This window comes from Ferrimonas sediminicola (assembly GCF_005116715.1).
In the GTDB taxonomy this organism is placed as follows: Bacteria; Pseudomonadota; Gammaproteobacteria; order Enterobacterales; family Shewanellaceae; genus Ferrimonas; species Ferrimonas sediminicola.
The window spans coordinates 21,364-34,786 of record NZ_SWCI01000020.1 but is presented as its reverse complement, the minus strand read 5'-3'; the positions used below and the strand labels follow the sequence as shown (position 1 = coordinate 34,786).

The 13,423-nt window shown below is 52.3% G+C and carries 9 protein-coding genes and 1 tRNA gene; 7 read left to right on the top strand and 3 right to left on the bottom strand.

Annotated elements, in window-relative coordinates; translation table 11 throughout:
• Positions 1 to 582: 582 nt before the first annotated feature.
• A complete protein-coding gene (locus tag FCL40_RS17820) occupies positions 583 to 1,821 on the bottom strand; it encodes a GGDEF domain-containing protein (protein ID WP_169307175.1) in 1,239 nt (412 codons plus the stop codon).
• 310 nt (positions 1,822 to 2,131) lie between these two features.
• On the opposite strand from FCL40_RS17820, the gene FCL40_RS17815 reads away from it, so the two are divergent.
• Positions 2,132 to 3,322 (top strand): MFS transporter, encoded by a 1,191-nt coding sequence (locus FCL40_RS17815; RefSeq protein WP_169307174.1) that lies wholly within the window; start codon positions 2,132 to 2,134, stop codon positions 3,320 to 3,322.
• 241 nt (positions 3,323 to 3,563) lie between these two features.
• Here FCL40_RS17815 and FCL40_RS17810 read toward each other — a convergent pair whose 3' ends face one another.
• Both FCL40_RS17810 and FCL40_RS17805 read right to left on the bottom strand, forming a co-directional pair.
• Positions 3,564 to 4,004, bottom strand: a complete 441-nt coding sequence (locus tag FCL40_RS17810; RefSeq protein WP_136854619.1) for a universal stress protein — start codon at positions 4,002 to 4,004, stop codon at positions 3,564 to 3,566.
• A 183-nt stretch (positions 4,005 to 4,187) separates the two neighbouring features.
• Entirely contained in the window at positions 4,188 to 4,631 is a 444-nt protein-coding gene (locus FCL40_RS17805) for a universal stress protein (protein WP_169307173.1), read from the bottom strand.
• Between the two features lie 414 nt (positions 4,632 to 5,045).
• Between FCL40_RS17805 and FCL40_RS17795 the strand changes: the two genes are divergently transcribed.
• The 6 genes from FCL40_RS17795 to FCL40_RS17770 all read left to right on the top strand — a co-directional run bounded on the left by FCL40_RS17795 (position 5,046) and on the right by FCL40_RS17770 (position 13,289).
• Positions 5,046 to 5,122 (top strand) — tRNA-Ile (locus FCL40_RS17795).
• A 177-nt stretch (positions 5,123 to 5,299) separates the two neighbouring features.
• The gene (locus tag FCL40_RS17790; RefSeq protein WP_136854617.1) at positions 5,300 to 6,646 is read left to right on the top strand and encodes a site-specific integrase; all 1,347 of its coding nucleotides are present in this window, start codon (positions 5,300 to 5,302) and stop codon (positions 6,644 to 6,646) included.
• On the top strand, positions 6,643 to 9,921 hold the full coding sequence (locus FCL40_RS17785; protein ID WP_136854616.1) for a hypothetical protein: 3,279 nt from the start codon (positions 6,643 to 6,645) through the stop codon (positions 9,919 to 9,921). Before FCL40_RS17790 ends, FCL40_RS17785 begins: the two co-directional genes overlap by 4 nt.
• Positions 9,914 to 10,561 carry a hypothetical protein gene (locus FCL40_RS17780; protein ID WP_169307172.1) on the top strand — a complete coding sequence of 216 codons (648 nt, stop codon included), beginning with the start codon at positions 9,914 to 9,916 and terminating at the stop codon, positions 10,559 to 10,561. Before FCL40_RS17785 ends, FCL40_RS17780 begins: the two co-directional genes overlap by 8 nt.
• Positions 10,558 to 11,088: a hypothetical protein gene (locus tag FCL40_RS17775; protein ID WP_136854614.1), complete on the top strand. Its 531-nt coding sequence runs from the start codon at positions 10,558 to 10,560 to the stop codon at positions 11,086 to 11,088. The genes FCL40_RS17780 and FCL40_RS17775 overlap by 4 nt, the downstream gene beginning before the upstream one ends.
• Entirely contained in the window at positions 11,085 to 13,289 is a 2,205-nt protein-coding gene (locus tag FCL40_RS17770) for an AAA family ATPase (protein ID WP_136854613.1), read from the top strand. The genes FCL40_RS17775 and FCL40_RS17770 overlap by 4 nt, the downstream gene beginning before the upstream one ends.
• Positions 13,290 to 13,423: the final 134 nt, after the last annotated feature.

The window sequence follows — 13,423 nt, the reverse complement described above, 5'->3', positions numbered from 1 at the left end:
GGCTTTGCTGCTCGGGGTCATCCACAATCAAAGGCACTGGATACCGGCATTCGCCGGCATGACGGTGGTATTGGCTCTGGATACCGGCGTTCGCGGGAGTGACGGGGGGTGCTGCGTCTCCCCGGCGCACGCCGGGATCCAGCGGCTTTGCTGCTCGGGGTCATCCACAATCAAAGGCTCTGGATACCGGCATTCGCCGGCATGACGGTGGTATTGGCTCTGGATACCGGCGTTCGCGGGAGTGACGGAGGGTGTTGAGTCTCCCCGGCGCACGCCGGGGTCCAGAGGCTTTGCTGCTCGGGGTCATCCACAATCAAAGGCACTGGATACCGGCATTCGCCGGTATGACGGTGGTATTGGCTCTGGATACCGGCGTTCGCGGGAGTGACGGGGGGTGCTGCGTCTCCCCGGCGCACGCCGGGGTCCAGAGGCTTTGCTGCTCGGGGTCATCCACAATCAAAGGCACTGGATACCGGCATTCGCCGGCATGACGGTGGTATTGGCTCTGGATACCGGCATTCGCCGGCATGACGGGGGTGTTGCGTCTCCCCGGCGCACGCAGGGGGCAGAGGCTTTAGTGCCTCAAGCCACTTTCCTGCGGATGCCCCTGCCCGCCTTGGTGTCGGTACGGATGCAGTTGCGCCCCTCCTCCTTGGCCTGATACAGGGCGGTATCGGCACGCCTGATCACCTCTTCCGGACCGCCGTCGCTGGGCGCCGCCTGGGCCAGGCCGATGGACACGGTGATGGTCTGCGGGGGAAGGTCCGAGCCCCCCGGGGTCAGGCGGCCAATCCGGCCCCTGGACTCCCTGGCGCGGATGCGAAACGGATAGGCGGCAATGGCCATGCGCACCTCGGCCAGGGCCGCCAGACAACTGGAACGGTCGGCGGAGGGAAACAGTATGGTGAACTCCTCTCCCCCGTAGCGGAACACCACACCACCAGCCCCCACCCGGCTGAGTCGCTGCGCCACCATCCGCAACACCTCGTCGCCCACATCATGGCCGAAGGTATCGTTGAACCTCTTGAAGTGATCCACGTCCACCATCGCCAGCTGGTAGCGACCGCCGCGCCCCCTCAGCATGGCATCCAACCGGCGCCGGTTGCGGATCTCGGTCAGGGGATCGAAATAGACCACCTGAAACCCGTGGAACAACAGCAGGATCCACAGGGCCAGTCCCAGGTAGGTAAACACCAGAGGGGCAAAGCCGTGGATCTCGTGATTGGCGAACAGCAACGCCAGCGCCACCAGGCACACCAGGGCGGCGGAGTCCCCCTTGTCCTGGTTGCGGTACTGGGTGAGCGCACACAGGGCGCAGTAGAGCAGAATCAGCAGCAGGGCCACCCAGGGTGCGGGATCACCGCCAAGGCCACCAACCACCGCCTCCAGCGCCTGCCGCTCCAGTTCCGGAAAATATTGATGAGCCAGCAGCAGCAGGCCACAGGGCGCCAGCGCCAGGGGGATCGCCAGGAAGTAGCCATCGAACAGCCAGTGATCCGGCAACTGATCATAGAGGTAGATCAGCAGCGGCGCCAACAGGCATACCTCCCAGAACAGCAGCTGATCGGTGCTGCCGGGCTCCATCACCATCAGATGGTTGCGGAAAATGGCGTACACCGCCAAGCACAGCACCACCATCAGGCTGAACTTCTTCAGGTCGTAGATGTACGCGGTGATCGCCGCGGCCCCCAGCAGTATCCAGGGCAGATACGCCAGCAGCCAGGCCACGCCGATCCCCACCCGGGTCTGCCAATCCGGCAGCAGCGTGGCGAACACCAGCATAAACAGCGCCAGGCCGATCTGTAACTGACGATGAGACATAGTTTCCCTTGCTCCCTTGTCCCACCCGCTGGCGTACGCCAAAGCGAGTGCGCGGAGCAGCCCCCCGTTAACTCTGACCGCGGACATGCGGCCATCCGCACGTCATCATCAGGTCATAAAAGCGACGCAATTCCTTCCCCCCTGAAAGGCCAATACGCCGAAATGTGTGACAACTCCTGCAACTCCCGGGTGATTGGGCCGCAGCAACGCCCCAAGCCACTGTGCTGCTTAAGACTTCATTGACGAATTGTATTATTCCGCACCGGGTGACAGGAGTATGCTGTCGGCAGAATCTCCACCCGGAACTCTCATGGCTCATCTGGACGGACGCAACTACTACCGTGCCCTGGCTGCCCTGACCCTGGCGGCCATGGTGGTGTTCTGTAATCTCTATGTGGCCCAGCCGATGTTGCCGCAACTGGCGGACACCTTCGGGCTGGACGCCGCCACCGCCAACTGGCTGCACGCCGGCGCTCCGCTGGCCCTTGCTCTGTCGCTGATCCCCTGGGCGATGCTCTCCGATGCCCTGGGGCGCCGCCCCATCATGCTGACCTCCCTGGCCAGCCTGCCGCTGATCAACCTGGCGATCCTGGCCAGCAGCCAGGTGGAGTGGTTTATCGCCCTGCGCATCCTCCACGGCATGATGCTGGCCGGGTTTGTGGCGGTGGCCGCCGCCTGGATGTCGGAGGAGATCGGCGCCGCCCGCCTGCCCGCCGCCATGGGCAGCTACGTGGCCGCCAACGCCGTCGGCGGCCTCAGTGGCCGGCTGATCGGCGGCCTGTCCAGCCAGTTCGACAGCTGGCAGGTGCCCTTTGTCACCCTGGTGATCCTGAGCTGCGCCGCCGCCCTGATGCTGTGGTGGCTGCTGCCCCGGCAACAGAACTTCCACAGGGTCACCCCGTCACTGCAGCGCGCCTGGCACGGCCTGCTGGGACACCTGAACAACCGCCAGCTGCAACCGGCATTCCTGATTGCCGGCATCACCTTCGGCACCTTCGTCAACCTGTTTACCGTGCTGGGCTTCCAGTTGTCCCAGGCCCCCTGGCACCTGACCACCGCCCAGCTGTCGCTGCTGTTCTGCACCTACCTGGCGGGCAGCGTCTCCGCCCAGCTCTCCGGCCGCTGGCTGCGCTACTTCAGCGCCCCGGCGGGAATGCAGACCGGCGCGCTGCTGCTGATTGTGGGAACGGTGATCACCCTCTCCGATGATCTGGCGGTGATCGTGCTGGGGCTGCTGCTGTGCTCGGTGGGCTTCTTCCAGGTGCACAGCCTGGCCTACTCCTGGGTGGGCAAGCAGGCCACCACCGAGCGAGCCAAGGCCAGCTCCCTCTACCTGGTGCACTACTATCTGGGGGCCAGTCTGGGCGGCTTCGTGCTGCTGCCTCTCTGGCAACTGGGGGGATGGCCGCTGGTGGTGGCCAGCGCCCTGGTGGGTTACGCCCTGATCGTGCTGCTGGCGCACAAGCTGCAGCTCAGGGCGCAGGTGGAGTCGACCGCCTGACAGGCGCCTGTTACAGGTTGATAAGAGCAATTGCGCCGGGAGTGACGGCAACTGGTACCGAGGTCCGATAGCCGGCATGGTGACCCGGTATCGACATCCAAGGCCCCACCCGGCGCCCTCTGTCCGGCCCCGCACGGCTGCCTCCGGGGCTAAAAGCCCATTGGGTCAGGAGCAGGTACGACGCCCCAGGCCTCCTTCAGCCAAGGTTGGCGCAGGGATCAGCACTCAAAATCCCGGCCCCCTATGCATCCTGAGTGCGAACAGTCAGCACATCGCACTGCACGTGGTTCAGCACCACGTTGACGGTGGAGCCCAGCAGACGCCGCAGGCCGGAGTGGCCATGGGAGCCCATCACGATCAGGTCGATGCCCAGCTCCTTCACCACCTTTTCAATCTCACCGGGTGCACGACCTTCGCGCACCAGCAGATGGTTGTCGTCCAGACCTGCGCCCATCTTCGCCAGCTTCTCCTGGGAGCGGCGGCAGATGTCCTGCTTAAACTCCTTCAGGTGGCCGCTGAAGCTGGCCGCCTCGAACAGGTAGAGATCGGACATGGACTCGTCCACGTGCAGCAGGAACAGCTCGGCATTGTTGTCATCGGCCAGCTTTTTGCCCTTAGCGACGATACGCTCGTTGTCATCATGGAAGTCGAGCGGAACCAGTACCTTCTTATAGAAACTCATACTCAGCCTCCTCGTTGCGCGCCCCGGGCTCCACAGTGATCCCGACGCGAAAAGCCACACGAATCCTTAGTAATTGTAGGTGAATGCGAGCCCGAGTATCGGCTCGGTAGACACGATGCCCGGCCGGTAAGCGCAAAAGAGCGGGCACCGGCCCGCTCCCTCTTCTCAAGGCACTGCCCCCACCTAGTCGCGGATGCGCACGGTCAGCACGTCGCAATCGACGTGGTTCAGGACACTGTTGGCGGTGGAACCCAGAAGGCGCTGCAGGCCGGAGTGGCCGTGGGTGCCCATCACGACCAAGTCGATGTCCAGTTCACGGACCACGTTTTCGATCTCGGTGGAAGCCTTGCCCTCGCGGATCAGCTGCTCGGCATCGCCAACCCCCATCTCCTTGGCAAAGTTGTCCAGGCGAACGTGGGACTCGCTGCGGATCTTGTCCTTGAAAGCCTCCAGCTCGTCGCCGAAGCTGACCGCTTCGAAGGTGTAGATGCCGGCCATGGGCTCGTTGACGTGAAGCAGGTACACCCTGGCGCCGTTGACCTCGGCCAGGTCTTTACCCTTGGCGATGATTTGATCGTTGTCGGCGTGGAAATCTAGAGGAATCAATACCTTTTTATATGCTTTCATCCTGACTCTCCTTCTGCGCTCCTGGTGGTCTGTGCCTTGGAAGGCACTCCATTGGCGAAAGTTTCGCCACAGCTTCATAGCAACACAGGGCCAGCGGGCCAACCATGATCTCCATCAACCCGGCTCCCAGCTTCACAGGACCTTTGCTCATGCGAAACGGCTTGACACCATGGCGTTTTCTTAGCCAAACACGCCAACGTGGCGGCCAAGCAGATGACAAGCCCCGCCCCCTTGGATATACTCTTCCGCCTAGTTGGGCACAAACCCAGCAGAATCAAGAAGGCCCCTTAGCTCAGTTGGTTAGAGCAGGCGACTCATAATCGCTTGGTCGTGGGTTCTTAAGTGGTATGCATCTATGGTGCACACTTGGAGCCAGGACAGGGGACGCGGAGGCATCCGAAAATGCGCTTTTATGGCCCCTTAGCTCAGTTGGTTAGAGCTGTCGACTCATAATCGATAGGTCGTGGGTTCAAGTCCCCCAGGGGCCACCAATTTGCCTTGCAAAAACAGTGTGTTACGCACCAATAATCAAGAGAGCGCCCCCGTAGCGGTGGCGCTTTTTTTGTACCTAAATCCCACCTTTTCGTTCAAGCATGCATCAATGTTGCGCGCTTGTAACGTTCCTGATATACATAGGTTTAACGTGACGCACATTTGAAGGCATAGGGATGCCGAAATACCAGTTTTACGAAAAGGCTCTTTTGATGCTCGACCAGGATGGTAATGAGCATAAGGGGTTTGCTGCTTTTATCCGGAACATGGAGATGGCAGGGTATGCCAGAAACAGTATTAAAACTTACGCTTCCTATGTTGCAAGGTTTATCAACTACGTTGAGATCGCAACGAAGATATCTCCCCCGAAAGACCTCGATGAATTACGACAGGTGTTCACATCTTACAAGCACTACCTGCTTCAAGGTGTCGCAGATACAGGCCTCGGTGGCCGGGTCGCCAAAATCACGGGGCGGGTAAAAAAGCTCAAGCCTTATAGCTTAGTACCGATCGAGGCTGCTATTTCGCGTTATGTCAGACTGGGTGAAGCTATCCAAGAGGCACATGATAACGTTCCGGTTGTTGCGTTGTTTGGTGAGCACATCAAAAAACTCAGCCACCATGAAAAGCAGGCCATACGCACCAACTCGTGGTTGGGCGGCATGATGCCCGTAAAAGCCCTTAAAACTCGGGGCTGCTCTATTTCCGTACTTGGACGGACTAAGGGCAATGGTAAAAAGCTTTCTTACCAGCAGTCGTTCCCCCTTGAATATAGCGTAGCTCTTATTGATGCCGCGAAGTCAAATCGTGATAAGGCGCTCTATTCCTTCTTGGCTGCATCTGGAGCGCGGTCTCATGAGGCGCTGCAAATTACGCTGGATGACATAGACGTTGCTAATGGCACAGTACGTCTGGTCAACCCGTTCGCTGCTAAAGATGACCGGCTCTCGGCATTAGATCCCGATGAGGCCGAATGTCTAGCATGGAAAGGAAGATCAACCGAAAAGACGTTTTTAATATCTCCATACAAGGAGATGTTCTTTACGCACCTCAAGAACTACATCGATAATGAGCGGGTGAACGACTGCAATCATCGCTTCATCTTCCAGATATCGACTACTACGCGTCCATTATTTACCTCAGATCGTAGTTCCAGAATCAAAACTTTTAAGTCTGCTGCGACTAGGGCTGGTATGGACGACTTATTCGGTATCAGTCCTCACAGTCTTCGTCATATGTATGGCGTGTACGTCCTAAATTACCTTCCTCCGATGAAGGATGGATATCGCCCTGGAATGCCTATGTCGATCGTAAAGGTGCTTATGGGGCATGCGAATATTACGAGCACTGAGGTATATGCGAAGCACGATGAGGATATGCTGGAAGCGGACATCTTGTACGCTAATCAGCGTATTTTCGACGAGAACCTAACTATCGATGATGTACGAATCAAGTACATTGACTCGCGACTTGCGGCTATTCAAGCGGGCAAGGAAAAAATGAATGATAAGGAAGCCGCATGAGGATTAATTTCTCAGACCGCCTGCTCTTTATCGAGGAAGATCCGGCTCGTATCAAGGACGCAATTCTTGAGTCCATTGGCGAGGTTATGGAGGTCATGCTTCAGGAATTTGGTGTTTCCGGAACATCGATGCCTAGCCCCAACTTAATACAAAACAAGGGCCCATTCCTTCAACTCAACTTCAATAAGCACTTTGCTGCTTACAAGGACTATCCCGACCAGTTCAATAAGCAATGGATCGAGGACGTATTTGACTTCACCGTCAGGATGAAAGAGGCTCCTAATAATCCGAAAACAGCCGCAAGCGATGTGGCGAAGGAATATCTTTACCTCACTCCAAATTATCCGAACACCAAACATAAGCTCGGTGTTGGAGCGGCAAAGTTGTTTCTGAACCCGTTTAAGATGTTGTTGTACGCGCTCAATAAGCGGAAGGTTATTCTTCTGCCTGCTAAAAGCGCAAGGCCGGAGACACGCCATAATCAATCTAATGGTCGACGGGAAATCGGCCACAAGTGTTTCAGCCCAGCCCTACGTTTGGTACGACAGCCATTTATTGATGGCGAATTGGACGTGCCCAACTTGCGTCCATATATTGGGCAGACACAACTCCGCAACTTCGACTGGAAGGCATATAGCCTCATGCAAGCCAGTGAGTTCTTTGAATTGAGTGATTTTACGACGGACAATATCATTGCTGCAAAAAGTCTGCTCGATGAATTTCAGTCCGACTCAGACAATGAAGGTCACATCCTTTATAACCCGGTATACCGATACAGTGTTCTGGTTAAAGCACTGATTGCTTATGAGGGTGACGAGTTCAGCATCGACGATACTGCTTTGATGGAGACTTTTTCCCGAAAAACCAAGCTCGCGGAGGAGATGGCCCATACAAAGCTTCCTACCATTCAAGAAATTTTAGATGGTATTGGCGTTGACAGTCAACTGGCACGAGAATTTGCCAAATATTCCCATCTATATCTAAAGCAGAAATTAGATCGCAAGGAGGTAATTAAGACTGAGAAGCGTGATCTCAAGCACCTTCAGGAATACCTGTTTGTAGACCTCCCGGCAGATGTCGAGGTAGAGTTAATGCCGAAGCGTTTGGCCGACTTTACTCGAAAGTATATTGAAGGCATTGAAGTCCCCTCAATAAAAGAGCGATTCGAAAACACTGGCAAGACGGTAGGCGTTTCGGTCATGCGTGGACTTGATCTCTTTTTCAAATATCTGGAGATTAAAGCGACTGAGGAGCCCGAGCTTCACGGCTTTAAAAACTGTCTGATCCGCCAACTGGATTTCCCAATATCCGAGCGAAGTAAGGGGACGAATAAGCGTATCTTTACTGACACGTACTTCCCTTTATTCCATGCATTCTTGTATGCCATGGTTGAATTCGCGTGCTATCTAATTGATCAGGGCCTGGATAAGGGTGAAGTTGCTGGCGCTGGTGGAGAGGACACACATAATACTCAAGAAGTAGGTTTTGTGCCCGTACTCTTCATTGATGGAAAATGTGTACCGCTATTTGAAATTCCTACCAGACTATTCGGCACATACAGCACCACGGTGATTAATGGGCGTGTGGTGGATATTCCAAATATACACACACTGGTCCAGTTTTGCGTAGCCATAGAAACTGGCTTAAGGCATATCCATGTTCGGTGGTTGGATGCCGACACCTATGATTCCAAGGTAGACCGAAAAAACAATTCTGAACTTCAGCCTTTGATCGTTAATACCGACAAAGCTAAGGAGGAACCATGGGTTCCCTTGGTTAGTCACCGTGTAATTAAGCAGCTTGACCGGTTAAAACGCTTCATGGAAACGGTTGATGTTGAAGTTAAGCCAGCATGGTACAACAGGGTGGCTAAATCCCGCTTTGGGAAAATCAGGTCTCTGTTTTGCCCAGCCCGTTATGATAAGTTTTATGATCATGATGGCACCCGCGTGTACTTCGATGATTTCGGCCCGGCGACCTATAACACATACAAAAAACACTTCGACGGCCTGATATTCTTCTTCGACCTGATATTGGCGTCAAAAACGAAGCTTGAAACCCTGAACGTTTTGCCGAAAGGGTGTAATGAATTGCCTTTGGCCGAGGCATTCAAGCTGAGGTATAACTATAAGAATGAAATTACTCCCCACGGAACTCGGGCAACTGTAGTTAGCGACAAAATCAGGTATTTGCCTGAGTCTGTGATCATGGAGAATTACACCGGTCACGACAGTAAAGCTGCTCTGACGCACTACGTTGTTCCGCAGCAAAATTGGCTGAAGCTGGCTGAAAACAACCAGAAAAAAAATCTTCTTGGTTATACCAACCGATTTTCCGTTTTGGGTGGTGTAGGTGGAGAAAGTGACTACGGTTATAATTCCGGTTATGACCCCGTAGCTATTAAAGCTGAATTGGTTAACTCGACGCTTAAAAAAGCAATGCAGACCAACCCTCAACAGGCGCTAACTGATTTTGGTGCTGTTTCAATGGTTGCGGGTGTCAGAGATGATAGGAATAACACTCTGGTGAGTGGCATTTCAACAATCAACTCTGGTCAGGTTGATAACATCTGCATCAACTCAACCCATATTTGCCCCTTTAACAACCAATGCCCAAAAGATATTTTGGTTGAAATCGGTGGATATAACTGTGGCCAGTGCTGGTACAGCATCAAAACAGTTGATCACTTACCAAGAATTGCCAGCAAAATACGGATGATAGGCTTGCTGGTCAAGGAGCAGGAGCAAACCATTCTGGATGCAAAAGCAAGGGGGGCATCACCACAGCAACTCTCTGAAATGGAGCGTTCTCGTAAGCAAGATGCTCGTGAGCTATCTGCTTGGATCGTGACCCACGGTATTTTGCTGCACAATCTTAAAGACATCAGTAATAAGACCAGGTTCTTTGTTGGAAAGCCAGAAATACTGATGCTCAAGGCAAAGGAAATAGAGTTCAAAAACACCGAGATTAACAAACTGATTCTCGGCATGGTTGATGCTGAGAACTTTCAGGAATGTTTTACTCCGCAACTGAAAGCACAATTAACCCGCGTTACAAACAGGCTTTTGGCGCGAACCGGAATGGTCGACAAGATTATCGAGTTAGCCGAAAGTCAAGACCTGCTTTCAGATTGTCGTGGCATTTTTACGTCAATCTGCGATTTGACAGGTTTATCGCTGGAGCAAATTGTTGCCGAGTTAGAAAAGCCGATTGCCGAACAAACTTCCTTACTGGAATTTACCCTCAACGCCAAGAAGATTATTACCAATGCCTAGAGGAGCACCGAAAGGCGATAATCGCTTTAAACAGTCTCAGATTGAAAAGCAAGAAAAGAGAAAGAAAGGCGTCGAAGCCATTATCAAAGTGTTGAGTTCGAGCAAAGTCTCGTTTAACTCGATGAACCATCTGGCTGAATATGTTGCCGAGCAGTTTAATCATCTTGTCGGTCAGGATGGTTATGATGGCAAATACGGCTTTGTGCAAATCAGTAAATCTACTTTGCTGCGCAACCTCAAGTATCGTCAGTGTCTTGTGTCATATTTAGCAGAGGGCGTCAATACGCCACAAAAGAACAAGAATAAAGCCGAAGCATTATCTTCTGAAATTGAGAATAAGGATCAGAAAGATCGCGCTGACCGATTGGAAAGGTACCTCGCCAACCAAGGAATCGATCCGAGCAAACTGCTAGAGAAATCACCCAGCAAGAAGGCTGGTGTAGATTTAGCTAGCATCAAAAAACTGGAATGCTGTTACAGGATAATCGAGGCGTTGATCAATCAATCTGATGACCTTTTCGAAATTAGAGGAGATTCACTAGTTGATGCAACAACTGCAACTGAAAGGAATATTGTGAGTCCTGCTACACTGAGAGATTCGAGCTTCCTTGATTGGTTATCCTCGAAGGAGTGTACATGAGTTCCAACGATATCCGTAAGCTGCAAGATGTGCTTGGTATCGAGTTGGTAATTAATAACCAACTCGATGGTCGACGCATTTCCCCGAACGAGAAAGGGGAAATAAATATGCGTAACTACAATAAGTATGTAGCATGGCTGAAATCCAATGACCTACAGTTTCCGTCCAACCGCCAAGGAGAGGTGAACCGAAAGCGGATATCGGACATCTGCAATTTCGGACGAGACATCCTTTATAAGGACACGAATGCCGTTGCTCAGCAGTTTGATACCGATGTAAAGAACATTGGTGTCGGCGCATCTGTATCTAAAGACGCAAATGAAACTCTCGCCGCTAAAGAGAAAGCAAGTAGTGCAACTGCAAGTCGTCTGCAAACGGAGCTCGAAGCAAAAACAAAAGAGGTTGAAGAGCTCAGGAAGCAGATAAAAGACTTGAAGTCTCGGTTGAGACTGGCCGAGATAAAAGGCGAAGAGCAGCAGGCGTCATTTGACATGATGCTTGAAACTGGTGGAAGGATATTCCTATGACACTCCATGTCAGTGGTACTTTCAAGATTCGAAATGTATGGCCAGGCGTTCAAGGTGGAGCCATCTTTGATGCACTCTGTGTTGAAACCGGTAGACGCTATAATTGCCATGCATCCTATAAGGTAATTTGCCGAATCCCAGTGCAAGGCGAATTTTGGAAGATTACCGGGCTGAAAGGGCGACTTGACGAAAAATATGGTCAGCTTCTTCAGGTCGACTCATGCATGCTCTGCAACATGCCGAACGAGAAGTACATTCGTGGGCTATTACTGAACCATCCCAACTTCCGTGGGTTCCATTTGGGAAAAGCCAAAGTCAATAAACTGCTCGCAGAGATTGGAGACTTTGCCTTAGTCGAAATGTTAAATGCCGGACGTGTTGACCATATCGCCGAAGTTGTATCTTCAACTATCGCTGATAACCTGGTGAATGCATGGTCGAAATTGACTAACGAAATCGCACTCGTCGAGTTCCTGTATAAACATGACTTCGAACCAGCTTTAATACAAAAGCTAAAAAGGGTCTGTAAAACGGATGCCGCAGAACGCCTCAGGGCTAATCCGTATGGGTTATTACCACTTGCTGTGCCTTCAACATCTTTTTGGAATGCGATTGAAAGGACGGCGTCGAAACTAGGATTTGCCAAGGACGATGATAATCGTCTTGTAGGGGCTGCCGAGCAAATTATGTATTTGCGACTCAAATCTGGCCACACCGCAATAACCAAGGAAGACTTGATTTGTGAATGTGCGAACTTGCTGAAATCCAAGCATCTCGGCCAGAGGGCAGTTGAAGAAGCACTTAAGTGTCGTGCACTATGTGGCTTTTATGAAAGTAATACACTTTATCTACAGTGTGTTGGGCCTGCATATATTGAAAGTCAACTCGAACAGAGACTGACACGATTGCTTAATCAGAACGTTCAGAATGATATATTTAGCATCCTCGGCTCTGGCATTGAACAGGCATTGGCTCAGGTCGACAACAACCTCAACGATACTCAGCGCGAAGCTGTTGGGATGGCAGCGAGAAATAAACTCTCAGTTTTGACCGGTTTCGGTGGAACCGGCAAAACCTATGTGCTAAATGAAATCTGTAAGCTGTGTGATCGCATTGCAAAGCAGGTATTTGTTCTAGCACCTACAGGGAAAGCTAAAGTGCGTGCGGAAATGTCCGTTAACCGCCGAGCCTTTACTATTCACGGGTTTATTAAAGGGCTGAAGGGAAATACGTTCGATCTCAGTGGCGAACCCTTGATAGTTGTGGACGAAAGCTCAATGGTTGACCCATCTCTGGCCAACCGTTTATTAGCGGCGTTAGAAGATCAAGGAAACTACTCCTTATTGCTTGTCGGCGACCCCGGGCAAATCAGCCCTGTCGGATGGGGATTGTTCTTTCACGAACTCGTTATCGAGGATTCGGTGCCTGCCGCGCATTTGAATAAAGTTTACCGAACCGGCAACGACTTATTGCAGAACGCTTCGATGAAGATTCGGTCTGGCCAAAACATTGATCTGGAGGCATGGGACGGACAGCGACAAGGGATTTACTTAGTCAAATGCGAAAGCAACCAAAAGGCTCTCTGTAAGGCTCTGGTTGCGATTCAGGACAAGCTTGGCAATATGCAGGTCATTACGCCTCATGTTACTGAACGAATGCCGGATAACGCTGGCTCAATCAATAGTTGTCTTCAGTATGCCAAATTGAGCAACGAGGAGGGACAACTACCCTCCGGTCTTCGCTTGGGTAAATATTGGCTGCGAGAAGGCGACAGAGTTATTGTTACTGAGAACTCATATGATCATGGGCTCTTTAATGGCAATACCGGAGTGTTGAGCACGATAACAGTAAAGGATTCCGCCATATATGGCACTTTCATATTTGATGGCGAGGAGCACGAGTTAAGTATTGATGATCTATGGGCCTTAAATGTGCAATTGGCTTATGCTATTTCTATCCACAAGTCCCAGGGTAGCGAATTCAATGTGACAGTTATTTGTTGTATCACCGACACTCCGATGGTCGAACGGAGCCTGATGTACACCGCTGTTTCCAGAAGCATTGATCTATGTCTTGTCGTTGGCTCAATGGATATATTCAATCGTGCGATCGCCAAATTACCACGCAGTGAAACGCTTACTCATGGCTTCAGGATGAACAGACTCGAAAAGGCGCAGAGCAACAGTCTAGCACAGGCTTAACGGTGTTCTGTAGGACAGTAATAATGTCTCATACTGGACAGCCATGCAGAGCCCGATCTGAGTCCTCAGGGCTTTCCCGAAACGAAGTTTCATACTCACCAGTGCCCCTTCTCCCACCGAGAACCGATCCTGAG

Excerpts from the sequence above, each read along its gene's own strand:
- FCL40_RS17775 (WP_136854614.1), top strand. The coding sequence starts at position 10,558 with ATGAGTTCCAACGATATCCGTAAGCTGCAAGATGTGCTTGGTATCGAG.
- FCL40_RS17810 (WP_136854619.1), bottom strand. The coding sequence starts at position 4,004 with ATGAGTTTCTATAAGAAGGTACTGGTTCCGCTCGACTTCCATGATGAC.
- FCL40_RS17820 (WP_169307175.1), bottom strand. The coding sequence starts at position 1,821 with ATGTCTCATCGTCAGTTACAGATCGGCCTGGCGCTGTTTATGCTGGTG.
- FCL40_RS17805 (WP_169307173.1), bottom strand. The coding sequence starts at position 4,631 with ATGAAAGCATATAAAAAGGTATTGATTCCTCTAGATTTCCACGCCGAC.
- FCL40_RS17815 (WP_169307174.1), top strand. The coding sequence starts at position 2,132 with ATGGCTCATCTGGACGGACGCAACTACTACCGTGCCCTGGCTGCCCTG.
- FCL40_RS17770 (WP_136854613.1), top strand. The coding sequence starts at position 11,085 with ATGACACTCCATGTCAGTGGTACTTTCAAGATTCGAAATGTATGGCCA.
- FCL40_RS17785 (WP_136854616.1), top strand. The coding sequence starts at position 6,643 with ATGAGGATTAATTTCTCAGACCGCCTGCTCTTTATCGAGGAAGATCCG.
- FCL40_RS17780 (WP_169307172.1), top strand. The coding sequence starts at position 9,914 with ATGCCTAGAGGAGCACCGAAAGGCGATAATCGCTTTAAACAGTCTCAG.
- FCL40_RS17790 (WP_136854617.1), top strand. The coding sequence starts at position 5,300 with ATGCCGAAATACCAGTTTTACGAAAAGGCTCTTTTGATGCTCGACCAG.